Source organism: Streptomyces sp. NBC_01224 (assembly GCF_036002945.1).
Taxonomy (GTDB): domain Bacteria; phylum Actinomycetota; class Actinomycetes; order Streptomycetales; family Streptomycetaceae; genus Streptomyces.
In genome coordinates, this window is the sequence record NZ_CP108529.1 from 832,160 (window position 1) to 857,507 (window position 25,348).

Consider the following 25,348-nt stretch of genomic DNA (forward strand, 5'->3'; position numbering starts at 1 on the left):
AGAAAACGACCTCTTAGCTAGGAGTGCCCGTTGTATGGCGCGAGCCACCCTGCGGCATGGCGGTCGCCGCGAGTGAAGACGGCGCCTCCTCGTCGGCCTCTTGAAGAGTCATCGAGATTGCCCGGCGGGTAGTCGACCATGGCGGGGGTGCCGTCGGAGACGTACCGGATCGTCGTCGCGCCGTCCCAGAGGCAGATCACCGCGCCGTGCGGGGCTTCCACACGCAATGAGCCGGAGTGCGGGGTGAGGACGGTTCCGGTGGCCCGCTGCTTGAGCAGCGCCTGGTATCGCGCCGGTGTGATCGCACTGTCGCGCGGCGGGGTGGTCCCCGTCCAGTCGGGGGCACCGATACCGCGATCGCGCGCCGCGCGCCACATGCGCGGTACCAGCCGCGGTGCCAGCCGCGGTGTGGCCATCCGGCCGCACATCCACAGCAGCCGGCCGGCGCCCCGGTCGGGGCCGAGGGCGCGCCAGCGAATGCGTTCGGCGAGGTCGGCGGCCACGACGGCCGCCCAGGGGTGGACGGTGCCCAGCTCTCCCTGGGCACCCAGCCAGGCCAGATAGCGCTGGGCCTCGTCGAGGACGGGTGTCAGGCTCTCGGCCGGGATGCCGAGCACATACCCGGCGCGCGCGGTGAACGCCTCGGGGCTGGTGGCGACCAGCAGCAGCACCGCGTGGGCCAGGTCTCCCGGCAGCAGTCCCTCGTCCTTGTCCGGTGGTTGCCGATCGGTCTCCAGCTGCTCCGTCCGGCCCTGGTGGCTCAGTACCCTGCGCAGGGTGACACGGGCGCGGTCGCTGAACGTGGCCTCCGCCAACTCCGGCAGCCGGGTCGCCAGCAGCCTCGTCAGTGCCTGTTCGGCGTGGTCGGGGTCCTCCGGTACGGGCAGGTCGCGTACCGCTTCGGACAGTTCGTGCGCCAGGACGGCGTCCACCATGAAGCGGCTGGTCAGCGTGCCCGGTTCGGTCGGCTCCAGGAAAGTGGCGCCCCCGGGTCCGGGGTGCCGGCGCAGGAAGCCGGCCTCCTCCAGATAGTCCACTGCGTCGTGGAGCGGCTCGACACTGTCGTGCCCCTGGTGGAAGGCGAATGTGTCGGTCCACCACTCCTCGGCCTCCTCCAGCGAGGTCACACGTCCCTGCACCAGTTCGGCCAGCAGGTGGTCGGGCAGCCGGTCGCCGATACGCGAACGCACGGTGTAGCCGACGGTCAGCCGGGCCTGCCACGCGGGGCGCTCCGTCTCGTCCGCCAGCAGATAGGCCCAACCCTCCCGCTCCCCCGCGCCGACCCGTCCGGCGCGGCCGAACATCTGCTGCACCATGGACACCTCGATCCGGTTCTGGCCAAGACGGGCGTCGCGCACGACGACGGCGCGGGCGGGGAGGTTCACCCCGGCTGCCACGGTGGAGGTCGCGACCAGGACGTCGGTCTCACGGGCCCGGAACGCCTTCTCGGCCTCGCGCTTGTACGGCCAGTCGCGGTAGTGCAGCCCGACGCCCGCGCTGCCGCACAGCCGCTCGACGAGTTCTGTGTCGTCCGCGTCGACGCCGCGTGTCGCGGCCCCGCGGTCCGCGGCGATGGCAAGTGCCGTCGCACGCACTCCGCGCTTGCTGCTGCAGAAGACGAGCACGCTGCCGTCCTCGTCGGTCACGGTCCGGACCAGCCGCACGGCGGCGGAGGTCCGAGCGGCGGTGGACCCCATGGAGCGTGCGGCGGGCAGCAGGGGGATCTGCCAGGTCAGCCGGGTCGGCCGCCATGACGTACGGATCAGCCGGGCCCCCAGCCAGTCGGCGACCTCGCCGGCGTTGGCCACGGTCGCCGACAGTCCGACGATGCGGGTCTGGGCACTGTCCTCGCGTACCCGCGTGAGCACCGCTTCGAGCACGGCGCCCCGCACCGGATCACCGAGCAGGTGGATCTCGTCGACGACCAGACAGCCGACCTCGGCAAGGACGCCGCCCAGCGACCCGTTTCGGCAGATCGCCTCGAACTTCTCGGTGGTGGCGACCCAGATGTCGGCCTCGCGGACGAGTTCGGTGTCGGTGGCGTACTCGCCCGTGAGCCGGACGACCCCGATGCCGTGCCGTCGCCAGTTCTCCAGTTCGCGGTCGAGTTCGTCGGTGAGCGACCGCTGGGGGACGAGCCAGGCTGCCTTGCGGCCCTGCGCATGGGCCCGCAGCGCGGCCACCATGCCGATGGGTGTCTTGCCCGCGCCGGTCGGGGCGACGACCATCACATGGCCGTCGTCCTCCAGCAGGGCGGGCACGGCGTCGGCCTGGGCCGGGTTGAAGGTGGGGTGCGGCAACAGCCGGGTCCAGTCCTCGGGGACCAGATCGGTGACCGATACGTACGAGGCCTCGTCGGCGTCCGGCAGGTCCGCCAGGGCATCCCACTGGGCCTCGAACGCGTCCCGGGCACCGTGCGCCCCGGGTCCCGCGACGGGTGTGGGCGGCATGGGGGAACCCAGGCCCGCAAATGCGCGGGCGGGGTGGGCCACCAGATCCGTGGGACTGCCGAACTCACCCACCGTGCCGACCTGTTCGTCCTCCACCCAGTGCCGGACGCTGCGGAACGCGATGCCCCGCTCGGCCAGGTGGGCGCGCAGGTCGTCGAAGGCGCGGCCCTCGGGCAGGATGACTCGGATGTCATCGGCCGCCTTCACCGCCCCCTCGGGCGGCCGCCAGGCAGGGTCGGTGACCTTGCGCCAGAACAGGTGGCGCTTCTCCGGCCCGGTCGGCATCGGCAGATCCGTCGGCCAGGCAGGGGCGGGAGAAGCCGCGACAACGGTGATGGTGACGCCCGGCCCGGCAGGGCAAGGGCCGAGGAACCGTTCGATTTCTCGTGCCCCTTCGGACAGCCATGCCGAGTTCGTCCGTGCGCTCGCCCTGACACGCGTCCCCGTCGGCCGCACCGCGCCCGTCCGGCGAGACGCCCGCGCCGGGGGCACGGCACCGGACTCGTTCGCCTCGCCGGGCTCCACCGGGTCCGACTTCGCCGTACCGGGCCGCGCGCTCAGCTTTTCGTAGGTCTTTACGCCCAGGTCGGCGAGGGTGTACGCCCCCGGGCAGACCGGGCAGACGACGGCCACGTAGCGGTAGACCTTCCCCGCCGACTCGTACGGTCTGCGCAGCGAGTGCATCCGGCCGTCGCACTCCGGGCAGGGGCGTGCCACCTCCTCCTCGTAGGTCCAACCAGGTTCGGTGAAACGGGCGATGAGACCGTCGGCGGGCAGGACGACGCCCCAGCGCACCCGCACGACCTCCACGACCGTCAGACCGAATTCGGCTATGTCCCCCACGAGTCTCCCCTCGTCCACCCGGTCGGCAGCGCTGTTCAGGCGACGATGATGCCGGGATAGCAATGATCACGATTCCACTCGGGCTGAATGGCGTACCCGCAATAGCAGAGTGCCGGTCGGGCCGGCTTACCCTCCGAGCGGCGGCGCAGAGCGACGGCGAGCGGTTGCCGGGCAAGCCAGGTCTCGGCAGTCTCACCGGCCCATCGGCCGAGCGACTCGGGGGAGGCGCCGAGCCCGTCCAACAGCCCCTCGAAGAGGACATCGGCCTGCCGGAGCAGGAAACGCAGCACGTTGCCGCTGTAGCGGGGGTCCATGTCGTCCAGGCGATGGCGGCGGTCCTGGGCGTCCTGCCAGACCTCGTCCTGGTTGAGGAGCGCCACATAGTGCTCATCCAGCGTCCAAGTCCTGTCGGTTTCAAGGGCAGTTCCGCTCAGCCGCTCGCGGAGGGTCTGGTATGCCTCGTACGCCTTGCGCAGCGGCCCCTCGAACGCCCCGGAGTTCTGCGACGCGAGGCGCTGGTAGATCTCCACGCTCTGCGCGGTCACGGCCAGCGCCTCCTCGGCACAACCACTCTGCGCGAGGTAGGTGCCGAGGGAGGAGAGGTCATCGGCCAGAGCGTGTTCATGGGCGGTGGGGTTGGCCGTCGCCAGCCGGCATCTGATGTCCGCCGCCTCCCGCAGGGCGGCCAGGGAATCGTCGCGACGGCGTGCGCCCCACAGCAGCAGCCCAAGAATGGACAGGGCCGTCGCCAGGTCGGACTCGTCGACCGCGACGGACCGGTTGAGCTCGGACGTGGAGACTGCGGGTCCGGCAGCCACCAGGCGCCGGATGAGCGCGACCGCCCGTTCGGCAGCTGTCCGGGCGTCCGACCAGCGACGCTGCTGCCGGCACAGAACAGCCTCGTTGACCAGGGTCACGGCCAGGCCCGGACCGTAGGTCTCGGGGTCGGTAGCCGCCAGCCGCTGGAAGATTCCCATGGCCCGCTGGGTCACGGCGAGGGCCGCTTCGGGGTCCCGGGCCTCGGACAGGCTCACGCCGAGGTGGGAAAGCGACAGGGCGAGGCCGGGTTCGTGCGCTGTGGGGTCGGTGGCCGCCAGTCTTCGAAAGAGGCCAACGGCCTCTTCGGCAGCGTGGCGGCTCGCCTCCGTGCGGTCCGCCGAATGAGCACGCTCGCTCAGCTGGGCCAGGGCCATGGCGAGCGTCGGCTCATGCGTGGCGGCGTCAACGGCCGCGAGCTTCCGCAAGAGAGCGACCGCCTTCTCGGCCGCGGCCACGGCGTCCTCCCGATGGCCCGCCCTCACCAGCCGGAACCCGAGGTTCTGGTACAGCCGGGCGTGCGCGGAGGAGTCCTGGGTGGTGGAGAGGTGGCGTTCGGCGAGGCGCTCGGTGACGGCGGCGATACCGGCATCGAGATCTGCCTGTCCGCGGTGGGGGAAGTGCGCGTCGACCGCCTCCAGGACCTCGGTGTCGAGGTCGACCGCGGCCAGCGCGGTCAGGGCGGCGCCGCCGGCGGCGACGGCCAGGGCTGGGTCCGTGCGCAGCAGGGTTTCCAGGTACCGGGCGGCGTGCGGCCAGCGGTGCGGTGCCGCCGTGGAGGCCAGGAAGGTCAGGGCACGGGCCAGATGAGCAGGCGGCGAACCGTCCGGGTCGCGGGCGACGAGCGTGCCGATGAAATCCGGCGCCCAGGGAGCCGTGGGGTAGCCGGTCGTGTCGTGGCCGGGGAGGGCCAGGGCAAGGAAGTCCTCGGCGAGCCGGTCGGGGTAGAGGGGTTCGAGGACCACGCCGGGCTCCTCGGGCGGATAGCAAGTGGCGTGATCGGCCAGGAGCCGCGCGGGGCGCTCCATGCCGAGGCCACCGAGCAGGGTCGTGCCGTCGTGGTGCGTGGTCGCGCCGGTGAGCGCGGCGGTGAAGACCACCTGGCTCATGGCGCCGGGCGGGGTCTCGTACTCCAGGCCCTCCAGGCGGAGTTCGTGGAGCCGGGTCCAATGCCTGCGTTCGCGGTCGAGCAGATATGCGGACAGGCCCGCCATGTCCTTCGGCGGGCTGCCGCCGCGGACGTGGGCGTCGACGGCCACCAGCGCGGCCATGTGCAGCGCCAGAACCAGGCCGAAGTCCGACCGGTCCAGATAGCCGGGTACGGCGATGGCATTCGGGTCGGCGAGACCGTAGTGGGCGGCGAAGCAGTTGCGGGCGACGGTGAACATGGCTCGGCAGGCGTCGAGTCCACCGTGGCGCTCATCGAGCGGTCGCAGTGCGAGGGCGCCCGTCTCCGTCCCGGTGTCCTCCAGCGCGGAGCGCACGGCAGGCCAGGGGGCGATGGACCGGGCCAGCAACAGCAGTCGGGTCGGCAGGGGCCCGTCCAGCAGCTTGTTACTGAACAGCCAGGTCAGATGGGAGAGGGGCCAGCGGTCGGCGTAGTCGACGACCAGGAGGAGCCCCGCAGCGCCATCGAGCCGCAGGTCCTGGCTTCCCGGGTGCGGGTGGATCGTGCCGGCGCCGTGGGTGGCCGAGACGACCTTCCAGCCCCTTGACGCGCTGTCGGCCGCAAACTGCGCAGCCAACCGGGTCTTGCCCTGGCCGCCGGCTCCGTGCAGCCAGAGGGCGGCGCGTGGACCGTCACCGTCCCGCCATGCGGCCAGCTCCGCCCGCTCCTCGTCCCGACCGGTGAAATCCACGACCTGGAAGCGGGCGTTGAGGAGCCGACTGGGCTGGGGGGCGGGTCCGGCCGTATCCCTCTCCCCGAGTGAGAGGGCGGGGGCCAGGCCCGGAGCAGGTCGATACCGGGAGAGCAGGTAGACCGGGCCCCGGTCGGGGAAGACGTGCAGGTCGGCGCCGATGACGCCGTAGCCGAACCCGCCGTCGACGCGAACCGTCTGCCGTGGCCCGGCTCCAGGCCGACTCACTGGGCGGCTCCGGCGCCTCCCGCCTGTCCAGGAGGCGCCGGGTGCACGATGACATTGCCGCCCAGAGCCGCGAAAACCTGTCCGTTGTCCTTGGCCACGTTGTTCTGCACCTGGGGCTGCCGCGTCTCGGGCAACCGCTTCTTGATCTCCTCGGTCAGCTCACGCAGTTCGTCCGCGGCGTCCGGGTACTCGCCCAGGAGCGATTCCAGCTCCAGCATCCACACGGGGAGCAGGCTCTGACGTACCCGCTCGGCGTCGTCGGCCCTCGCGACGAGGGCCTCGTTGTTGTCGAGCTGGGCCGCGATGGCGGTCTGTTGGTCCTCTCCGCGGTGGCGGAACAGCCGTGCGACTCCGCCGCGCGCGACCGCCCACGAGTCGGTGGCCATGGCCGCGACGACCGTGGTTCCCCCGACCAGAATAAGTTCCTCCAGCATCTTGTCCCTCTCCCCGTGACCCAACGACTTTGCCCTGCACGGACATTGTCCCCTCCTCTTGATCCAATTCCGAACCGGGCAGCCCCGTTTCCTCTCCTGCGCCGCCACGACGGGGGCCTCGGTCTCCGTCGCCCCAGGCCTGGTGGTCAGGACACCGGACGGTCGCCGACGGGTCGGTCGGTGGTCAGACCGCGACGGCCCGGGGACCGCACCACTGGTCGGAGCCCGGTAGGGGCTCGGACGGGCCGGTCGCCGATCCCACGCAGTGCGGATCGGCCTGGGTGACGGTGGCCCGGTGGATCTTGAGTGCCGTATTCGGCTTCATCGCGCTGCTTACCGAGCGTCCCTGAACCGGATCGTGTACGCATGCGGACGCCGGGTCGGCCTGGCGCAACCGCAGTCCTCGAAGAAGGCCCCATGCCGCGAGCGAGCCGTCGAGCCCCGTAGCCAGCCCGCGTCAGGGCTCCCGCCTCCCGGCCCGTCGCCGGAATCTGGCATTCGGTCCATCCTTTGAATTCGACCATCCCTTGCCCCGACGGCCGGGCGCGGGGGCGAGGCCTTGTCGGTGGATGGCCGTGTGAGTGGGTGGGGTGGTGTCAGCGGGTTGGGCGTCATCATCCACGTCGCCGCGAAGGCATAGCCGCTGCTGAAGACCGGATCCCGGGCAACGGACGTCCGCACCGCCCAGCAGCTGCTTGCTGCCGCCGCGTACACCGTCACCGCGGACAGGGCGTTCGGGCCGCGTACGACGGGTGCGGTGAAGGCGGTCCAGAAGCGCCACGGCCTGAAGGCCGACGGGGTCGTCGGCCGCCGGGCAGCGGCGTCGGTCCGGCCGACGAACACCAACGGGGCAGCGACGCCCGGGCGCGCGGCTCAGCCCGGCGGACAAACTCGTCCTGGAGGGCAGAGACATCGGGGCACCAGCCAGCCAGCTCGCACGCCGCGACGATCGCCCGTTCGGCCGGCGCCGCTGCCCCGGCCGACTCGTCGAAGGCGGCATCGCTGCCTGCAAGGATTCTCACGTGCCGTGACGGAGCGTCATGGCAAGGTCATGCCCGAAGCAGCAGCGATGCGCCGACGTGCGCCACCACACACCAGTCTCTCCCTGCTCCGCCGCTAACGGGGTGTGGTGGCATTGAGCCAGTCGTCGACGGTGACGACGTCCGCCCACTGCGGGAACAGTTTCTCGGTGAGGAACCGGTGAACCTCGGCGTCGGTGTCCAGGCAGGCGTCGGCGAGGACGGTGAGGTCGAAGTCCAGGTCGTTGGCCTGGCACAGGGTGTGCAGCACCACGGCGCTGGTGGCGATGCCGGTGAGGACGAGGCTGTCGATGGCGTGTGCCCTGAGCACCACGTCGAGGTCGCTGCCCGAGAACGCGCTCGCCCGTCTCTTGGTGACCACCACCTCGCCCGGCCGGGGCGCGACATCGGGGTGGATTTCGGTGCCGGGGTCGCCCTCGACATGGAGCCCGGCTCGCGCGACGGCGGTGAGTGCCCTGTTGTTCGGGCCGACTTCCGGAAAGCCCGGGCGTAATGCGATGACCACGTAGATGACAGGAATGTCTGCCGCCCGGGCACCATCGATCGCCCTGCGCAGGCGCGGCAGGTATCCGGAGCCGTCGTCGACAATGTCCACGACGGCTCGCTGGACGTCCATCACGAGAAGGGCGCTGCTCATACGATCTCCAAGAACGACGTCAGTTCGGCGTTGAAGCGGACCGGGTTCTCCATGTTCGGGTAGTACACGGCCACCGGCACCGTGGCAGTGTGCCCGCCGGGGACGAGTTTCGCCAGGCGGCCTGCCATGGCGTCCTCGCAGAAGTAGGCGAGGTTGGACTGCACCTGGGGGTCTGGGTCGTGCGAGAGGCGGTCCAGGACGTCGGGGGGCAGGTGACGGGCGCGCGACGGTGCGCCGGATGGCTACGCTCACGGAGGCAGCCAGGCGGCGCATCGCCTCGCCTCAAGGTCGTCGTGGAGCTCCTCGACCCAGCCCACGCGCCAGCAGGGGGCGTTCGGGGACAAATGGATACATTCGGAGATTGGTGTACTCGATTGTTGTCCTCGGCGCCGTGCATCCTCTCGGTACCGCGCGCAGCGCCACTGACATCGCCCATCCCCGTACGCTTCCCCTCCGACGTGCTCCACGAGGTCAAGCGGCGCGCCGAGGCCGACGACCGATCGGTGGCCTCGTGGATCCGCGCTGTCGAGCACGAGCTCAACCGGACGGCGTGAGCGAGGACCACACGCCGAACCACTGCTCGGCGCCGTACTCCTCGAACCGCTCCACCTCGGTGAACCCCAGCTTCGCCGCGAGGCGCATCGCGCGGTCGTTGGCGGTCTGGGTGCAGAGCACCACCGGCTCGCTGGGAAGCGCGTCGGCGAACCAGTCGAGTGCCGCCGCGCACGCCTCGGCGGCGTACCCGAATCCCCACGCCCCCGGCAGGAACATGTAGCCGAGCTCGGCCTCCCCGGCATCCGGACGGACGTGCCCCGGACGCTCCGCGTCGCGCCGATCGAGCGTGATCATGCCGATCATCGCTCCGTCGAGATCGATCACGAGAAGGCCAGGCCGCCGCCCGGGCACCTCAGGCACCGCGCGCTCGAGCTCATCACGCGGTCGAGGGCCACCGATGTAGGTACCCACCTCTGGCGAGGCGAACAGCTCGATGAACGCCCCGCGGTCCCGCGCCTCGGGCTCGCGAAGCACGAGCCGCTCGGTCCTGATCGGGGCAGGTGGCCAGGCGACGGGTCCTGGATCAGACATGGCGGGCAACCTATCGCACACCCGCCGGCCAGGAGCCTCGGACGACCGACAAACGACAGTGGCTGCCCGCTCTCGCCGAGCCACGGCATCGCTGGCTCCAACCCGCTCGGCCCGTCCATCAGCAGCAGCCGCCGCTCGCGCAGCGCCAGGTGCTCCACCGCGACACGGAACTGCGAACCGACCCGGCGCGCCCACGGCTTCGCCGGGTCTCCCACCACCCACGGCCTGCGCCACTGCGCGTACCTGCCCACGGCCTGCGCGTTCGCGACGACCTCCGCCCGATCCCACCGCCGGTAGGCGTCCACGTCCGCCAGCGCCGAACCGGGGCACCAGAAGTGGAAGCGCCCCTCCTGCGGCAACGGGGCTCATGGCCCCACGGTTCACGACTGGCGACGCGCCGAGGCCGACCCTGGCACCGGCCGGACCGGAAGCACTGGGTCCCTGCTCGCCGCAGCATCGCCCGCCCCGACGAGATCGCCTGCACACCCGTCGAGATCACCCTGGACGAGCCGTCACCGTGGCCGGCAGCCGCTGGGCGCCGGACTGTCACTCGGCCCGGGCGGGCGGGCCGTTCACGGGAAACCGTGCTCGCGCTCGTGCAATCAGGGCGGCGGGGTCAGGACGCGCCTGCAGCGCGTTGAGGACCAGGAGCCACCACTGGTCGAGCCGGGACCCGAGTTCCTGCTCCCTCGCCACCTCGTCGGTGAGGCTGTACAGACCGAAGAGCGCGCACACGAGTGTCGTGGCGGTGCCCGACGGCTCGATCCCCTCGGCGAGTTCGCCCCTGGACCGGGCCTCGGCCAGAAGCCTCGTGACGGCCGCGGTCCAGGCGGCGAACGGCGCGGGCACGGGCGCGTCGATGCCCCGGCGCTCGGCCCACAGGCGGGCGCCGGCGCGGGCTACGACGTCCTCGCGCAGGACTCTGGCGATTTCAAAGCTCAGAGCGACGAGCTTCTCAAGCGGCGGGATGCCCGGGGCCGTGTAGTGCTGGGCCAATTGCGGCCATGCAGCGAACTGTTCACTGACGATGGCGAGGGCGAGCTTTTCCTTGCTGGAGTAGTGGAAGTAGATGGCTCCACTGGTCTTCCCCGATCGACCACTTATGTCGTTGATGCTGGTGCCTGCGTATCCCTGTTCGACAAAGAGTTGTGCTGCGGCTTCCAGCAGGGATCTCCGGGTCGCTCTCGCCCTGTCTTGCACGTATGTTCCACCTTCGTTCATTCATGCAATGAGTTTGATGCAGGGGGGTAGTGCGCCCGCGCACTGGCGGCACCGCTCCGCTGACCACGGAGCTTTTATTATTCTTCGACCGTGCGTGCATGTGGGTGACATCGGTGAAATTTGCGACCTCATCCCGATGACTCCGCGAACCTGACTTGCCTCATACGCCCACTGCGGCATCGTTTACATCAACTGACCTACTGCGCAGCGCAGTTGAGCGGTCTCGCGGAGCACGACAGTCGGCCTCCGGCCACCCCGCCCCTCGCGTCTAACCTGCGACTGGCCTGCCGTCAAACACCCGAAGGAGTGATTGCGCCCCTCTTCGGACAAAATTAACGTAGCGACCACGATGTTTTCGGGCTCGACTCATGAGACGGACGATGTCCGGAGCGACGGGCCCCACGCAGACGAATCGACCACCTGCGCACGTGGTCAAGAAAGACCGTTCGGCATCCCAGGCTGAACAGTCGAGTGCATCTCTCCCGCAGTTCGACATCTCACGAACCCGGCGACGGAACGGGGTCGGCAAACTCTCCGAGAACGGCAGAGAAATGACAGCTCATCGCATCCTTGACTGGTCCCCGGCCGCTATCGTATTCGATTGCGACGGAACCCTGATGGACACCGAACGCCACTGGCAGGACGCACGCAACAGAGTCTTCAAAGAGTTCGGCCTCAAGCCCCCGGCCGGATTCGCCGAGCGAGCCAAGGGGGTGCACTACACCGAGTGCGGCAGCCTCATGGCCGAGGCGACCGGAAAGCCTGACCTCACCGGTGATATGACCCATTCGCTTCTCCAACACTTCACGGCGTTGGTCGCCGCAGACCCCGTCACCATGCCGGGCGCGGCAGCGCTGGTCCGTCTGGCCGCCCGTCATCTGCCACTCGCGGTTGCCAGCAACTGTCCCGTGGACATGGTGGAGTCCAGCCTGGACCGGGCCGGACTGCTGGGCCACTTCGGCCATATCGTCGTCGCGGGCGGCGCATTGCGGCCCAAGCCCCATCCGGACGTCTATGCCGCCGCGGCAGATCTCTGCGGCGTGCAGCCGCAGGACGCGCTGGCGGTGGAGGACTCCGTCACCGGTATCGACTCGGCTCGAAGCGCCGGTCTGCGCGTGCTGGGGGCCGGCCCCCGCCCTGCCGGTCGGGGTGCGGACCGGGTCGACTTATGGGTCAGCACCCTGGGTGACCCGAAGCTGGTGGCCTGGGCCAACACCCGGATCGCCATGGCAGGGCCACTCCGCGAATGAGGTGCCGGGCACCTCGTCCAGATCTGCGCACACGCTCATCGCCCACGGAATCAGTCCGCACGTGCGTGGATGCACCGGTGCGAACACTGGTCGACTGATCGACCTGGCGCTCACACCGGGACCCCGGTAACCCTGCGCCGTCGACGCACCCGTGATCCGGAGTTACTCGTGCGGCTGCTGAGGTTCCGTCACACCGATGACCTCACCGCCGCCATGCACGCCGGACGGCCGCCGCGCCAGACAAGAGGAAGTTGTCCCGAAGCGGCGTGCGGACTCTCCGTCCGGCCCCGCAGGCACGAGCAGGCCTCACGGCAGTGACTTCGGCTCGGGCGAGCGGATCCAAGCCATCCGTTTCGCTCGACCTGAGAGTGCATGAGCCGTAGGCACCGTCACCGACGTCGAACGCGTCCGGCGTCGGCGCGGTTGCCGCCGTGGCAGCATGCCCCGAAGACACACACGACGGCAGCGCAGGCGAAGAGTGGTGGCGATGACCCCGGACAGCCGTACCTCACAGCGAGCAGTACTCGGAACCTGGCCGACCCCTCTCGAGCCCATGCCACGGCTGGCCCGGGCCATTGGTCTCGGCGCGGGCGACCTGTGGGTCAAACGTGACGACCTCACCGGCCTGGGCGGCGGCGGAAACAAGGTACGCAAACTCGAGTGGACCTGCGGTGCGGCGCTCGCCGCCGGCGCCACGGCCCTCGTGACCTCCGGTGCGCCACAAAGCAATCACGCGCGTCTGACCGCCGCTGCCGGGGCCCGGCTGGGACTCGACGTCGTCCTCGTGCTGGCCGGTGCGCCCGGATCGTCGACATCCGGCAACCTCGCACTCGACGGTCTCTTCGGGGCCACGGTCGTGTGGGCAGGTGATGTCGACGACAAGGCGCTCGGCTCCACTGCCGAGCAGGTGGCAGAGCGACTGCGGCGGCACGGCGCCGTCCCGGCGTTGATCCCCTTCGGTGGTTCCAGCGTGCTCGGCGCGCGCGGTTACGCCGAGTGCGGGCGTGAACTCCTCGTCCAGGCACCCGACCTGGCGACCGTCGTCGTCGCGGTCGGCTCCGGTGGAACCATGGCCGGCCTCCTCGACCCGCTCGGTTGCGCGCGCGTGCTCGGCGTCCACTGCGGTGCCGTCACCGATCCCGCCCGGACCGTTTCCGAGCTGGCCTCCAGCCTGTCCGGGACACACTGCAAGCCGGAGACGTTGAGGCTGCGGCTCGATCAGGTCGGCGACGGATACGGCACATTGACCGCGGCAGCCTCGGCCGCCCTCACCCTGACCGCCCGCACCGAAGGCATCGTGCTCGACCCGATCTACACCGGACGCGCGATGGCCGGCCTGATCGCGGCGGTCGAGGACGGCGCCGTGGTACCCGGGCAGCGCACTGTCTTCCTGCACTCGGGCGGCCTGCCCGGTCTCTTCGGTCACGCGGCAACGCTCGCGAAACTGGAGGAGGCGCTGACGCTCCCAGCTCCGTAGGCAGCAGGCCGACCTCACGCTGCCACAGTCCACGACGGCATAGGGAACCGACCGTCCAGCCCTTCGCGGTAGGCGGACCTTCTGGGGCACCGGTCAAGCTGCGCTCCAACTCCTTCGCAGCGATGCCGGAATCGGCCTTGCTCCTCGCGTCATTGCCGTCGACGTGACTGCCGGTTCGTCGTCCTGAGAGATCTCGCGCCCACGCGCACATCGAGCCCGGTCAGAAGGTTACGAAGTTGCTCGTGTGTGCGCTGCGCTCCACCGGCTGAGCGCCGTCTGTACACGAAGGAGGGCGAGCGCCCGGCGGGCCGGGCAGGAGCCCACACGGCCGGTACCGAGTACGGCCCCCCGCGGGGGTGGGCTCCCGCTCGGCATCCGGGTCCGAGCTGAGCAAGCTCCCCCCACCGCCCCTCCGGCGCAGGCCGCGGCCCGATATTCACACGGCTCGGCCGAGTGCTGCTGCCGCCTGGCCACCGGCGGTCGGCTCGGGCCACCGGCTCCGCCCCGGTCTCACTATTCAGCCAAATTTGACATTAGCTCGCCTTATGAAAGATAAAGAAGGTCCTTTGGGTTAAAGTTCACGCAGCGTGACATTCGAGGCGTGGCAGCCGACGAACGTCTACATGAATGAGTAATGCCGTGTCCCACGCCGCCGTAGCCCCCGACCAGCCGACCGACCCCGCCGGGGACTGGGAGGCATGGCGCGCCGAGCGGCGGCGCTCTGTCACCTCGGCCGCCGGGAATCTCGCCCTCGTCGAGACCCGCTGGGCCCCGGCCGGTGAACGCCCCGACCTCGATGCGGCCCGTTCCGGACAGCCGGATTCTGTGACTGTCACCACAGTGGAGCGCACCGACTTCGTCACCGGTGAGCCCGAGTACGGTCTCCGCTTCTGGGACGCGCAGTCCCCCGCGATCCAGAACTTCGATCGCACCGACGTCTTCCCGTACGACCCGGCCTGGGTGCTGGAGGCCTCGTACACCCCGGTGTCGGGTGCCAGGCGCGTCGGGTTCGAGCACATCCGGGACAACGGCGGCACCCGTGACCTCGTCGTGCCGGGCGACATCGAGCTCACCCTGGACGGCCGGGAGTACACACTGAGCGCCTTCGACGACGACGGCACCCTGCTGCTCGTCTTCGGCGACCCCACCAACGGCGACATCACCTACGGTGCCGGACGCTTCCTCTTCGTCGCCCACACCGGCGAGGGCCACGTCCTGCTCGACTTCAACCGTGCCTTCGTGCCGCCCTGCGGATTCTCCGACCAGTACAACTGTCCGATGCCGCCGCGGCAGAACCGTTTCCACCTGCCCATGGAGGCCGGAGAGAAGCGGCCCGTCTTCCGCGACGGCTTCCCCGCGCAGCACTGATCAACCCCGCACTCCGCCGCCTCGCAGCACGAAAGCGCGTACTCCTCATGAGCATCAAGAAGACTTCCCTGTACGGCGGAGCCACCGCCGCCGCCCTCGCCCTGACCCTCACAGCCTGTGGCGGGGGCTCCAACGCGGGCGGCGCCGCCGGAGGGGCGCACGACAAGAACGCCACAGTCAACATCGGTTCACTCTACGAGCCGCAGAATCTCGACAACACCGCAGGCGGCGGCCAGGGCGTCACCGAGGCGCTCAACGGCAACGTGTACGAAGGGCTGTTCAAGCTCACCGACGACGGCAAGGTCGAGAATCTGCTCGCCCAGGACTACAAGGTCAGCGGCGACGGACTCACGTACACCTTCACCCTGCGCGACGGCGTGAAGTTCCACAGCGGCAAGAAGCTCACCGGCCAGGACGTCAAGTACAGCCTGGAGAAGGTGATAGCCAAGGACTCGCAGTCCGCGCGCAAGACCAATCTCGAGGTCATCAAGTCCATCGAGACACCGGACGCGCGCACGGTGAAGATCCAGCTGTCGAAGAAGTCGATCTCCTTCGTCTACAACCTCTCCTACGTGTGGATCATCAACTCCGACGCGAAGGGCCTCAAGACGACCGAGGACGGCACCGGCCCGTACGAGCTGAACAAGTGGACCCGCGGCTCCGCTCTCAGTCTCGCCCGGTTCGCCGGCTACTGGGGCGACGCGGCCGCCAACAAGCAGGTTGTCTTCCACTACTACAAGGACGCCACGGCGCTGAACAACGCGCTGCTGACCAACGCAGTGGATGTCGTCACGAGCGAGCAGTCGCCCGACGCCCTCGACCAGTTCAAGAACAACCAGAACTACAAGGTCAACGACGGCAACTCCACGACCAAGCTGCTGCTCGCCTTCAACGACAAGGCCAAGCCCTTCACTGACGTCAAGGTCCGCCAGGCCGTCTCCGCCGCCATCGACGACAAGAAGCTGCTGGAGTCGGTCTGGGGCGGCTACGGCAAGCCCATCGGCTCCATGGTGCCGCCCACCGACCCGTGGTACGAGGATCTCACCGAGGTCAACGCGTACGACACCGCACGCGCCAAGAAGCTGCTCGCCGAGGCCGGATACGAGAACGGCTTCAGCTTCACCCTCGACACCCCGAACTACGACCCGCACCCGACCGCCGCGACCTTCATCAAGTCGCAGCTCGCCAAGGTCGGCATCACCGTCAAAATCAACACGATCACGCCGGACGAGTGGTACACGAAGGTCTACAAGAACCACGACTTCACGGCCACGCTCCAGGAACACGTCAATGACCGCGACCTGGTCTGGTACGGCAACCCCGACTTCTACTGGGGCTACGACAACAAGCAGGTCACCCAGTGGGTCGAGGAGGCCGAGCAGGCGTCCAGCACCTCCGAGCAGACCGAACTCCTGAAGAAGGTCAACCGCAAGACCGCCGAGGAAGCGGCCAGCGACTGGCTGTACCTGTACCCGCAGATCGTCGTGGCCAGCAGCAAGCTGTCCGGCTACCCGGTCAATGGCCTCAACTCCCAGTTCTTCGCCTACGACATCAAGAAGGGCTGATGGGCCGGTATCTCCTGCGCCGTCTCGCCTTCCTGCTGGTGTCGCTGGCGCTCGCGAGCGTGGTCCTGTTCGCGCTGCTGCGGATGCTGCCGGGCGACCCCGCCAACGCGCTCACCTCAGTGGGCGCCAGCCCCGAGCAGATTGCGGCGGCACGGCACTCCATCGGCTCCGACAAGCCGCTGCCCGAGCAGTTCGTCCACTGGGTCGGGCAGTTGGCGAGCGGTGACCTCGGTACGTCGTTCGTCAGCTCGCTGCCGGTCGGGCCCGAGATCGCCTCTCGGCTGAACGTCACCATCCCGCTCACACTGGCCGCGTTCGTCCTGGCGGTGCTCATCGCCGTTCCGGTCGGCTTCGTGGCCGCGCACCGGCGCCGGACCTGGTACGGCGCGCTGCTCAACGGAGTGTCCCAACTGGGCATCGCCGTCCCCGTGTTCTGGCTCGGCATGATCCTCATAGCCGTCTTCGCCCTGAACGCCGGCTGGCTTCCCGCGGGCGGCTTCCCGCAGGACGGCTGGTCACAGCCGACCGAGGCGATCCGCTCACTGGCCCTGCCCGTCATCACCATCGCGCTCGTGATGAGCGCCTCGCTGATCCGCTACGTCAGGTCGGCCGCACTCGACGTACTGGGCAGCGACTACCTGCGCACCGCGCGAGCCATGGGCTTGTCGTTCGGACAGGCAATGTGGCGGCACGGGCTGCGCAACGCCTCCGTACCGGTGATCTCGATCCTCGGCATCGAGCTGGCGTCCACGCTGCTGGGCGCGGTGGTCGTGGAGTCCGTCTATGCGCTACCGGGCCTCGGCTCCCTGCTCGCGACCGGCATCGCACAGCACGACTATCCGGTGATCCAGGGCGTGCTGTTCGTCTCCACGCTCACGGTACTGATCATCGGCTTCGCGGCCGACTTCGCACAGCGGGTCATCGATCCGCGGCTGCGCGGCAGGCTCTCGGGAGGTGCCCGATGAAGCAGTCGACGAAACGCTCGTACACGTTGACCATCGGATGCGTCCTGGCCGGCCTGATCGCCGTGCTTGCGCTGGTCTCGCTCTTCTGGCTCCCGTACGCCGCCGACGACACGTCCGGCGGTCGGCTCACGGGCCCCGGTACGGGCCATCTCCTCGGCACCGACAAGCTCGGCCGCGATCTGTTCACCCAGCTGATGACCGGCTCCCGTATCGCCTTCGAAGCGGGCCTGGGATCGGTCCTCATCGCGGCCGCCCTCGGTGGCACGCTGGGTGTGCTGGCCGCGTTCGCGCAGGGCTGGCTCGACGACACGCTCTCCGCGTTCCTCGACATCCTGATCGCCTTCCCGACGCTGCTGCTGGCCATGCTCATCGTCGCCGCCCGCTCGGCCACGCTGGGGTCCGCCGTGCTGGCGATCGGCCTCGCGCAGAGCGCGGTCGTGGCACGGCTGGTGCGGATCCTGGTCAAGCGGGTCCTGGCGCAGGACTACATCACGGCCGCGCGCACCTCGGGCACGTCCTGGCCGCGGATCGTGGCCGGACACGTACTGCCCAACATCTGGCCGACGCTCGTGGTGAACCTGGCCCTCCAGTTCGGGCTCGCGGTGCTGGCCGAGGCCGGCCTGTCCTACCTGGGTCTGGGAGCGCCGCCGCCCAACGCCTCGTGGGGCCGCATGCTCCAGGAGGCGCAGGCCACCTTCACCACGGCCCCGGCAGGCGCGCTGGCCCCCGGCATCCTTCTCGTCCTGCTCGTCATCGGCGTGAACCTCATCGCCGACGGACTTCGCGACACCCTCGACCCCGCGGCCCGGCGGAGGCGCGCATGAACATTCTCGACGTACGCGACCTCACGATCCGTACGGCTGACGGGCGCGTCCTCGTCGACCGCCTCTCGCTGACCATGGCCCCCGGCGAACGCCTGGGACTCATCGGAGAGTCGGGCTCCGGGAAGTCGCTGACCACCCTCGCCGTGCTCGGCCTGCTGCCCGACGGCATGACGGCCACCGGCAGCGCCGAGCTCGCCGGCACCCAGATCGTGGGCGCGAGCGAGAAACAGCTCACGGGTGTGCGCGGCCAGGACGCCGCCATCGTCTTCCAGGAACCACTCACCGCGCTCGACCCGCTGATGCGCGTCGGCAGGCAGATCTCCGAACCGCTGAGCAGAAGGCGAGGGCTGAAGGGCGCCGAACTGAAGCGGGCTGTCGTGGCAGCGCTGGAGCAAGTGCGGCTGCCGGAGCCCGACCGCATCGCCCGCGCCTTCCCGCACGAAATCTCCGGCGGACAGCGCCAGCGCGTCGCACTCGCCATGGCACTGGCCTGCGACCCGAAACTACTCATCGCGGACGAGCCGACCACCGCCCTCGACGTCACCGTGCAGTCCGACATGCTCGACCTGCTCGACACCCTCGTACAGGAACGGGACATGGCCGTCCTCTTCGTCAGCCACGACCTCGCGGTCGTCTCGAAGGTCACCGATCGCGTTCTGGTCATGAAGGACGGCCGCGCCGTCGAGGAGGGCGACGTTCGCGAGATCGTGCGCACCCCGCGTGAGGAGTACACCAAGGCGCTGGTGGCAAGCGCGCGGCAGCTGGAATCAGCTCTGGACCTGAGGAGCGCGCGATGACGCCCGTACTGGAGCTGAACGGAGCCTCCTTCAGCTACCGAGGACACGCCGCGCCCGTCGTCGAGGACATCTCCCTCACCGTCGAGACCGGGCAGAGCCTCGCTCTCGTCGGCGAATCGGGCGCGGGCAAGACGACTCTGCTGCGGCTGCTGCTCGGGCTCGCCCGGGCAACCACCGGCACCGTCCGGTTCGACGGCGAGGAGCTGAAACCGCGCAACAGCGAGCAGATGCGGCGTTTCAGGCGCAGTGTGCAGTGCGTCTTCCAGGACCCGTACTCATCGCTGGACCCACGTCAGCGCGTCGGCGGCATCGTGTCCGAACCACTGCGTTCCCTCGGCATCGACAGCCGGAGCACGGCCGGGCCCAAGGTGGCCGCCGCCCTGGAGCGGGTCGGACTCCCGGCCGACGCCGCTGAGCGCTATCCGCACGAGTTCTCCGGCGGCCAGCGCCAGCGCATCGCGATTGCCCGCGCGACCGTCTGCGACCCGCGAGTGCTGCTCGCCGACGAGCCCGTCAGTGCGCTCGACGTCACCACTCGTGTCAAGGTCGTCGACCTGCTCAACGAGTTGAAGCAGGAGCAGGGCCTGACTCTCGTCATGGTCTCCCACGACCTGTCGGTGGTTGCCTCGCTGTGCGAACGCACCGCCGTCCTGGAGAGCGGCCACATCGTTGAACAGGGCGAGACCGCACAGGTGCTGGGCGCTCCCGCGCACCCGTACACGCGTCGCCTCGTCGAAAGCGTGCCTCGACTGCCCGCTTGACCGGTGAATGCGCGCCTCCGACGACTCGATCACTTCGATGTCCGGGTCCGTATCGAGCACGCGGCGGCGGTCGGCCAGTTTCCTGCCGGCGTGCGGTGCGGTGTTGTGCGGGGCCGGATCGAGCGATCGTGCAGGCCCTCGTCACCTGCGGCCGGCCACCGGCGGACCCATGTGTGGCCTGTGGCACGCGAGATGCATCTCGGCAGCGACATGCGCAACGGGCCGGGCGGAACCCACGCGGTCGACGGACGCCGTCCGCCGTGAACCGGTCGCACGGGAAATGCGGTGGGACACGAAGGCCTCCGTGCGGTGTGTTCCTGGACAACTCCACCGCATCGGAGGCCTTCGCCATGTTCAGGGCCCATCGGTGTCAACGACGCCCGTGATCAATACGCCCAGGTCACGCCGCGATTGCTACCCGGTCCCAGAACCAGTACAGACTGACGATCACGATGGGTGCGGTCATCGCGGGCAGGGCCCAGCGGTGTGCGGGGGTCCGGCGAAGGAGGACCAGCAGCGGGAACACCGCGGCGATGATGCCCAACTGCACCGTCTCGATGCCGACGTTGAAGCTCAGCAGCGACAGCAGCAGCTCCCAGGACCAGCTCTCGTCGATGCCGAGCGCGCCCGCGAAGCCCAGACCGTGGACGAGGCCGAACAGGAAGACGGCCGGCAGCCGCCAGCGTCCGGTCCCCTCCCGGTCGCGCAGGACGACGCCCGCGAGCGCCACGACGGCGATGGAGGCCGCGATGACCGGCTCCACGACCGATCCCGGCACGTTCACCACGCCCGTGGCCGCCAGCAGGAACGTGACGCTGTGCGCGGCCGTGAAGGCGGTCGCCGTGAGGACGATGTCGCGCAGGCCGCGGGCGCCGATGAGCAGCGACAGCAGGAAGAGGATGTGGTCCAGGCCGAACAGCAGGTGCTCGGTACCGAGCAGGAAGAACTCCACGATCTGGTGCGACTCGTGGTGTCCGCCGGTCTCCAGGGCCGGTTCGGCGGCCGTCAGCACCTGGGAGCCCCGCTGCCCGTCGACGTCATAGTGGACGATCGTCTCCGTGCTGTGGACGAAGCTCTCCGAGTCGGGGAACAGGGCGCTGGAGACGGTGTACGTGCCGTCGGCGCCGCCCTCGCAGTCGTAGGCCAGGGTGAGGACGGCGAACGGCCGGGTGCCGCGGGTGCGGACGTCGGCGTCGCCGACGCGGCGGGGTGTGCAGGAGGTGCCGTCGCGGGTGACGGCGAAGCGTCCGGTGACGTATTCCGTCACCGCTTCGGCATGGGTGTCGAGCTGGTGCAGCTGCTCCGCGCGGTCCTTCGCCTCGTACGCCTCGGCGTACAGCCAGGCCGACTTCATGAGCAGGTCGTATTCGAGGTCGAGGGTCGCCTCGACGCGGGCTTCGGCGCCCTCCACCTCGACGTACGCGGTCGAGGTCGCGTCGTGCGCGGCGGCGGGGGCCGGGTGGGCGAGGCCGGCGGCGAGCACGGTCACCAGGGCCGCGACGGTGGTGAGGAGTGCGGCGGGCAGCCTGCGCCGTCGGAACCGGGACAGCCAGGAGGAGGGCAGGGGTGCCGGCAGGGGCAAGGGGGCGGGCATGGAGTTCTCGGTTCTCGTTGTCAAGGGCCGGGCAGTGGTGGGCCCGCCGTCCCGGACCGCTCGGATCCGGGACGGCGGGCGTGGGTGCCGGACGTGTGCTACCGGCGGGTCAACCGGTCACCGCCGGTCGGCGGACGACGTGAACCACGGGTAGGCGGGCACGTCCGGTCCCCAGGTGCCGGGCCGGCCATGGGCGTCCCTGGTCACGAAGGCGCTCGGCGCGGAGGCGGTCACGCCGCCGCCGGTGGAGCGTGCCGTGACGAACCAGGCGTGGGTCGTACCGGGCTTGAGTCCCTTCCAGGTCACCGAGGCGACCTCACCGGAGCCGGCCTTGGTCTTCCCGATGACGCTCACGGGGTTGTAGAGCGCCAGTGAGTCGGTCTTGAAGGTCGTCTTGCGGGTACTGAGGTCGATCGGGAGGACCATGTTGTCCTCGGTGCCGTCGTAACGGTGGTTGGTGTCGTACTCGGTGGCGCCGAACTCGTCGAGCAGCGGCGAGTAGGTGTCCACGGTCAGCTCGGACCGGTCGACGTCGAACTGGAGCATGCGGAAGAAGCTCGCGCCGAACTGCAGCTGGTCGTCGGGCCGGTAGCCGCCGATCTCGGTGAGCCCGAGCCGGTCCGCGGACACCGTGTAGAACTGGTAGTCCGCGAGCAGCTCGACGACGTCGTGACCGACCTCGCCGACCCTCGGCTTCACGTTGGTGCCGACGCCGTGCTCATGACCGGCGAGGATCAGGAACACGTTGGGGTTGTCCTGGACCACCGTCTTGTACAGCATCGAGCCGTCCGGCGCGGAGAACTGGGCGCCGCGTCCGTCGGGGTTGCTGCTCGGGGCGAGGTAGTCGTGCGAGAGCAGGATGCCGTTGCGGTCGGGGTAGCGTTTGAAGACGGAGTCGGCCCATTCGGCTTCTTCGCGCGTCACCCCGTAGGACAGGCCGACCACGACGAAGTCGAGGCCGCCGGCGGAGAACAGGTCGTAGTGGTTCTGGTTGTCGCCCTGGCGCCAGGGGCCTCCGTACTCGGCGTGCTCCCAGCCCTTCGAAAGCGCCTGGTAGCGCTCGGGCCCGTAGTACTGGTTGTAGATGGCGTCCGGACCGTTCTCGGTGCCGGACTGGTTGTCGTGGTTGCCCGCGATCACACCGTTCGGCACACCCGCGTCGTCCAGGATCTTCTGCTGCTTCGAGGACACCTCCAGCTCGCCGGTGACCTGGCGCCGGGTGGCTTCGTCGGCGGGCTTGCGGATGTTGTTCTCGATGATGTCGCCGGTGTGGGCGACGTACGCGATCTTGCGCTTGTCCTTGTTGTCCGCGATCCAGCGCGAGACGTCTCCGTACGCCTTCTCCCAGACCGCGCGCTCCTGGGGCGTCTCCTGCTCCACCGCACCCTCGGAGAGGTACTGCGTGTCGGTGTAGTGGACGATCGAGAAGTCGTACGAGTCGGGGTCGGCGAACCCGTTCGGGTCACCGGCGTCGATGTCGTCGGCGAACGGGTCCTCGCCGGTCACCATGGTGTGGATCTGCTGCCGGTCGACGTATTTCCGGTCGACGACGGCGGTCAGGACGGTGTTGCCGTCGGCGGCTCCGCGGGCGCTGGTCAGGACATCCCACTGCTTCGTCCCGGTGTTCCACACGCGCAGCGCGGCGAACCGCTCGGGGTCGATGACGCCCTCCCAGCGCAGCACCGGCGCGTCGACATGACCCTTCACCTGGACGTCGAACCGCTGGTACGTGACGTCCTCGGCGGCCGGGGCGTCGAGCGTCCTGCCGTCGGCGGGTGCGAGGCCGTCGGCCTTCACCTTCTTCTCGCCCTTGACCTTGAGCGTCGTGGGAACGGACGTGGCCGTTCCCACGTACACCTGGTTGGGGGTGAGGATCTCGGCCTCGGAGAAGGTGGCGCTCACCGTGCCGCCGTCGGGCTCGGCCACCTTCGCCGACAGTTCGACCTTGCTGCCCACGTCGGTCGTGCCGGACTTCGGAGTGAGGTCGGCGGGGGTGTCCGGGATACCGGCGGAGGTGAACTTCACCTCGCGGGTGCCTCTGTTGCCGACACTGTCGGTGCCGGACACCGACAGCGTGTGCTCGCCGGCGGACAGACCGGGGCCCACGGGGGCGCCGAGCTGGATCGGTTTGCCGTCGAGCTTCACATCCGGGCCGTCCACCACGCCGGAGAGGTCCCCCAGCCGGACGTCGAGGACGACCGACGCGGTGATCCGCCGACCGGCGGCGGGGGTGCTGGCAGACACCTGGGGCGCCGAGTTGTCGGTGACCAGGACGCGGGTCGCGGTCCTGCCGGTCCTCGATGCCGCGGCCAGGGTGTGCTTTCCGTCGTCGATCTTCGTGGTGTCGAGGTCGGCGCGGAGGCCCTGGGCCGGACCCTCGACGAAGAACTCCAGGTCGACCTCGGTCAGCGGATTGACGTTGTCGCCGCAGTTGCCGTCGCCGAAGCTGTACGAGCCCTTGAGCATCCGGCCGGTGGCGATGCCGTTCGCCGGGGTGAGGGTGATGTCGGAGACGGCGAAGTCGTCGCGGTTGTCCCCGCACGAGGTCGGAAACGTACCGGCGACGAAGTCGACCGTGTTCCAGCCGGGGACCAGCCACTCGTTCGGGAAGGTCAGGCCGACGTGCTGGCTGACGAAGTCGCTGTCGAGCACGTGCTTCTGACCGTTCACCAGGATGTGGTTCTGGTATCGGGCCTCGATCGAGTTGCTGCCCACGGTGAAGCCGAGGGTCGCGTTGCCGGATCCGAGGGTGTCGGAGACTCGGACGGCCGGGGCGTCGATCGTGTAGTGGAGTTCCACCTCGCGCAGGCGGGTGTCGCTGTTGCCGCAGGTGCCGTCGCCCATGGCGTACGAGTCCGCGATGTCCTGGCCCGTGACGGTCGCGCCGTCGAGGGCGAGGGCGAGCCGCGCGATGTCGAAGTCGTCGCGGTTGTTGCCGCAGCTCTCCTTGTACGAGCCGGTGACGACCGTGATGGTGTTGTCACCGGGCACCAGGTGGCGCGCCGGGATCGCTATGTCGACCCGCTGACTCACCCAGGTGCCGCCCAGGTCGATGCGTTTGCCGTTGACGAGCAGGTAGTTGTCGTTCCGGTCGTCGATCGAGTTCGACCCGACGTCGAAGGAGAAGGTCGCCGCGCCGTTGCCGAGGTGCGGATCGGTGACGGGCGTGTCACCGTCCACGGTCAGCGACTCGACGTCGCCCTCGGCGCCCGCCGGGAAGTTCGCGAACACCGGTTGCCGGCCCTTCACCAGCGTGCCGTCCTTGGGCAGCAGCCGGGGGGCGCCCGCCGGGGCGTTGTTCACCGTCACGGTGTTCTTGACCGTCTTGCCCGAGACGGTCCTGGCGGTGAGGGCGTGCTCGCCGTTGGCGAACTTCGTCGTGTCCAGGTCGGCTTGGAGGCCGGTGGTGCCCTGCGGGTCGCCCAGTACGAAGAAGCTGAGCGTGGCCTTCGTCACCAGCGAGGTGTTGGAACCGCAGCTGCCGTCGCCGAAGGAGTACGTGTACTCGTTCTCCTCGCCGTCCGCGACCTCGCCGAGCAGGTCCAGGCTGATGTCGGACAGCACGAAGTCGTCGTAATTGGTGCCGCACGAGCTGTCGACCTTGCCGGCCAGGATCTCGATCTTGTTCTCGCCCTTGACCAGGTGCTGGTTCGGGATCTCGATCGTGCCCCGCTCGTTGACGAGGTCGCCGATGTCGGCCCGGTACTCGCCGTTGACCAGCACATGGTTGTGGTAGCGGGCCTCCGTCGAGTTCGACCCGACGTCGAAGCTGAGCCGGGACACCCCGACCGTCCGCTCGGCGTCGATCGCCTTCCCGTCGACCGCGAGCCCCGTCACGGAGTCACCGGCCAGCGTCGGCATGGCCGCGGCCTTCTCCGTGCCCTCCAGATACGCCCCGTCGCCCGGGGTGAGGACCGGCAGACTCGTGCCGCCCGCCGACCCGCTCTGCCCTGGTGTGCGCTGCTCCGAACCGGTATCGGCGTACGCCGTCGCCAGGTCGCCGCTCACGAGGAGCAGCGCGGTGAGAGCCACCCCCGCGAGTCGTCGTCCGCCCGATCTGCCACCCGGCCGTGTTCGCCGCTCTGCTGGCCGCATCAGCAGCCGTCCTTCCTGATCGCTGCAAGGTGAAGGGC

General features: G+C 69.5%; 19 protein-coding genes and 2 pseudogenes. 10 read left to right on the plus strand and 11 right to left on the minus strand.

Annotated features, from left to right (window positions below; genetic code table 11):
* Window positions 1–17: 17 nt before the first annotated feature.
* From OG609_RS03705 to OG609_RS03720, 4 genes are all read right to left on the minus strand, one after another.
* On the minus strand, window positions 18–3,293 hold the full coding sequence (locus OG609_RS03705; protein ID WP_327271428.1) for a DEAD/DEAH box helicase: 3,276 nt from the start codon (window positions 3,291–3,293) through the stop codon (window positions 18–20).
* A gap of 35 nt (window positions 3,294–3,328) precedes the next feature.
* Window positions 3,329–6,196, minus strand: a complete 2,868-nt coding sequence (locus OG609_RS03710) for a hypothetical protein (RefSeq protein WP_327271429.1) — start codon at window positions 6,194–6,196, stop codon at window positions 3,329–3,331.
* Complete coding sequence (locus OG609_RS03715) at window positions 6,193–6,630, minus strand: hypothetical protein (protein ID WP_327271430.1); 438 nt, start codon at window positions 6,628–6,630, stop codon at window positions 6,193–6,195. The genes OG609_RS03710 and OG609_RS03715 overlap by 4 nt, the downstream gene beginning before the upstream one ends.
* A gap of 184 nt (window positions 6,631–6,814) precedes the next feature.
* Window positions 6,815–6,955, minus strand: a complete 141-nt coding sequence (locus OG609_RS03720; RefSeq protein ID WP_327271431.1) for a hypothetical protein — start codon at window positions 6,953–6,955, stop codon at window positions 6,815–6,817.
* A 366-nt stretch (window positions 6,956–7,321) separates the two neighbouring features.
* On the opposite strand from OG609_RS03720, the gene OG609_RS03725 reads away from it, so the two are divergent.
* Window positions 7,322–7,750, plus strand: coding sequence for a peptidoglycan-binding domain-containing protein (locus OG609_RS03725; protein WP_442818057.1), 429 nt, complete (start codon window positions 7,322–7,324; stop codon window positions 7,748–7,750).
* Here the strand turns inward: OG609_RS03725 and OG609_RS03730 are convergent.
* The 3 genes from OG609_RS03730 to OG609_RS03740 all read right to left on the minus strand — a co-directional run bounded on the left by OG609_RS03730 (window position 7,747) and on the right by OG609_RS03740 (window position 9,393).
* Entirely contained in the window at window positions 7,747–8,307 is a 561-nt protein-coding gene (locus OG609_RS03730; protein ID WP_327271432.1) for a cysteine hydrolase family protein, read from the minus strand. The two genes, OG609_RS03725 and OG609_RS03730, sit on opposite strands and share 4 nt — an antisense overlap.
* Complete coding sequence (locus OG609_RS03735) at window positions 8,304–8,471, minus strand: hypothetical protein (protein ID WP_327271433.1); 168 nt, start codon at window positions 8,469–8,471, stop codon at window positions 8,304–8,306. Before OG609_RS03735 ends, OG609_RS03730 begins: the two co-directional genes overlap by 4 nt.
* Before the next feature lie 373 nt (window positions 8,472–8,844).
* Window positions 8,845–9,393, minus strand: a complete 549-nt coding sequence (locus OG609_RS03740) for a GNAT family N-acetyltransferase (protein WP_327271434.1) — start codon at window positions 9,391–9,393, stop codon at window positions 8,845–8,847.
* 330 nt (window positions 9,394–9,723) lie between these two features.
* Between OG609_RS03740 and OG609_RS03745 the strand changes: the two are divergent.
* Window positions 9,724–9,931, plus strand: a pseudogene (locus tag OG609_RS03745) (IS701 family transposase); the annotation flags it as partial.
* A gap of 8 nt (window positions 9,932–9,939) precedes the next feature.
* Here OG609_RS03745 and OG609_RS03750 read toward each other — a convergent pair.
* A complete protein-coding gene (locus OG609_RS03750; protein ID WP_327271435.1) occupies window positions 9,940–10,614 on the minus strand; it encodes a ScbR family autoregulator-binding transcription factor in 675 nt (224 codons plus the stop codon).
* Window positions 10,615–11,165: 551 nt separating this feature from the next.
* Between OG609_RS03750 and OG609_RS03755 the strand changes: the two genes are divergently transcribed.
* The 8 genes from OG609_RS03755 to OG609_RS03790 all read left to right on the plus strand — a co-directional run bounded on the left by OG609_RS03755 (window position 11,166) and on the right by OG609_RS03790 (window position 19,621).
* Window positions 11,166–11,864 (plus strand): HAD family hydrolase, encoded by a 699-nt coding sequence (locus OG609_RS03755; RefSeq protein WP_327271436.1) that lies wholly within the window; start codon window positions 11,166–11,168, stop codon window positions 11,862–11,864.
* Between the two features lie 487 nt (window positions 11,865–12,351).
* Complete coding sequence (locus OG609_RS03760) at window positions 12,352–13,341, plus strand: pyridoxal-phosphate dependent enzyme (RefSeq protein ID WP_327271437.1); 990 nt, start codon at window positions 12,352–12,354, stop codon at window positions 13,339–13,341.
* Window positions 13,342–13,968: 627 nt separating this feature from the next.
* On the plus strand, window positions 13,969–14,709 hold the full coding sequence (locus OG609_RS03765) for a DUF1684 domain-containing protein (RefSeq protein ID WP_327271438.1): 741 nt from the start codon (window positions 13,969–13,971) through the stop codon (window positions 14,707–14,709).
* A gap of 47 nt (window positions 14,710–14,756) precedes the next feature.
* On the plus strand, window positions 14,757–16,274 hold the full coding sequence (locus OG609_RS03770) for an ABC transporter substrate-binding protein (protein ID WP_327271439.1): 1,518 nt from the start codon (window positions 14,757–14,759) through the stop codon (window positions 16,272–16,274).
* Window positions 16,274–17,239, plus strand: coding sequence for an ABC transporter permease (locus OG609_RS03775; RefSeq protein ID WP_327271440.1), 966 nt, complete (start codon window positions 16,274–16,276; stop codon window positions 17,237–17,239). Before OG609_RS03770 ends, OG609_RS03775 begins: the two co-directional genes overlap by 1 nt.
* On the plus strand, window positions 17,236–18,063 hold the full coding sequence (locus OG609_RS03780; RefSeq protein WP_327271441.1) for an ABC transporter permease: 828 nt from the start codon (window positions 17,236–17,238) through the stop codon (window positions 18,061–18,063). The genes OG609_RS03775 and OG609_RS03780 overlap by 4 nt, the downstream gene beginning before the upstream one ends.
* Window positions 18,060–18,860 (plus strand): ABC transporter ATP-binding protein, encoded by an 801-nt coding sequence (locus tag OG609_RS03785; protein ID WP_327271442.1) that lies wholly within the window; start codon window positions 18,060–18,062, stop codon window positions 18,858–18,860. The genes OG609_RS03780 and OG609_RS03785 overlap by 4 nt, the downstream gene beginning before the upstream one ends.
* Entirely contained in the window at window positions 18,857–19,621 is a 765-nt protein-coding gene (locus OG609_RS03790; RefSeq protein ID WP_327271443.1) for an ABC transporter ATP-binding protein, read from the plus strand. The genes OG609_RS03785 and OG609_RS03790 overlap by 4 nt, the downstream gene beginning before the upstream one ends.
* Before the next feature lie 89 nt (window positions 19,622–19,710).
* Here OG609_RS03790 and OG609_RS03795 read toward each other — a convergent pair.
* From OG609_RS03795 to OG609_RS03805, 3 genes and pseudogenes are all read right to left on the minus strand, one after another.
* Window positions 19,711–19,915, minus strand: a pseudogene (locus OG609_RS03795) (helix-turn-helix domain-containing protein); the annotation flags it as partial.
* A 106-nt stretch (window positions 19,916–20,021) separates the two neighbouring features.
* Complete coding sequence (locus OG609_RS03800; protein ID WP_327271444.1) at window positions 20,022–21,215, minus strand: HupE/UreJ family protein; 1,194 nt, start codon at window positions 21,213–21,215, stop codon at window positions 20,022–20,024.
* 117 nt (window positions 21,216–21,332) lie between these two features.
* Window positions 21,333–25,247, minus strand: coding sequence for a metallophosphoesterase (locus OG609_RS03805; protein ID WP_327271445.1), 3,915 nt, complete (start codon window positions 25,245–25,247; stop codon window positions 21,333–21,335).
* Window positions 25,248–25,348 lie beyond the last annotated feature (101 nt).

Bases quoted from the DNA above. Each gene is read 5' to 3' on its own strand.
- OG609_RS03715 (WP_327271430.1), bottom strand. From the start codon at position 6,630: ATGCTGGAGGAACTTATTCTGGTCGGGGGAACCACGGTCGTCGCGGCC.
- OG609_RS03720 (WP_327271431.1), bottom strand. From the start codon at position 6,955: ATGAAGCCGAATACGGCACTCAAGATCCACCGGGCCACCGTCACCCAG.
- OG609_RS03730 (WP_327271432.1), bottom strand. From the start codon at position 8,307: ATGAGCAGCGCCCTTCTCGTGATGGACGTCCAGCGAGCCGTCGTGGAC.
- OG609_RS03740 (WP_327271434.1), bottom strand. From the start codon at position 9,393: ATGTCTGATCCAGGACCCGTCGCCTGGCCACCTGCCCCGATCAGGACC.
- OG609_RS03750 (WP_327271435.1), bottom strand. From the start codon at position 10,614: ATGAACGAAGGTGGAACATACGTGCAAGACAGGGCGAGAGCGACCCGG.
- OG609_RS03755 (WP_327271436.1), top strand. From the start codon at position 11,166: ATGACAGCTCATCGCATCCTTGACTGGTCCCCGGCCGCTATCGTATTC.
- OG609_RS03760 (WP_327271437.1), top strand. From the start codon at position 12,352: ATGACCCCGGACAGCCGTACCTCACAGCGAGCAGTACTCGGAACCTGG.
- OG609_RS03765 (WP_327271438.1), top strand. From the start codon at position 13,969: ATGAGTAATGCCGTGTCCCACGCCGCCGTAGCCCCCGACCAGCCGACC.
- OG609_RS03770 (WP_327271439.1), top strand. From the start codon at position 14,757: ATGAGCATCAAGAAGACTTCCCTGTACGGCGGAGCCACCGCCGCCGCC.
- OG609_RS03775 (WP_327271440.1), top strand. From the start codon at position 16,274: ATGGGCCGGTATCTCCTGCGCCGTCTCGCCTTCCTGCTGGTGTCGCTG.
- OG609_RS03780 (WP_327271441.1), top strand. From the start codon at position 17,236: ATGAAGCAGTCGACGAAACGCTCGTACACGTTGACCATCGGATGCGTC.
- OG609_RS03785 (WP_327271442.1), top strand. From the start codon at position 18,060: ATGAACATTCTCGACGTACGCGACCTCACGATCCGTACGGCTGACGGG.
- OG609_RS03790 (WP_327271443.1), top strand. From the start codon at position 18,857: ATGACGCCCGTACTGGAGCTGAACGGAGCCTCCTTCAGCTACCGAGGA.
- OG609_RS03800 (WP_327271444.1), bottom strand. From the start codon at position 21,215: ATGCCCGCCCCCTTGCCCCTGCCGGCACCCCTGCCCTCCTCCTGGCTG.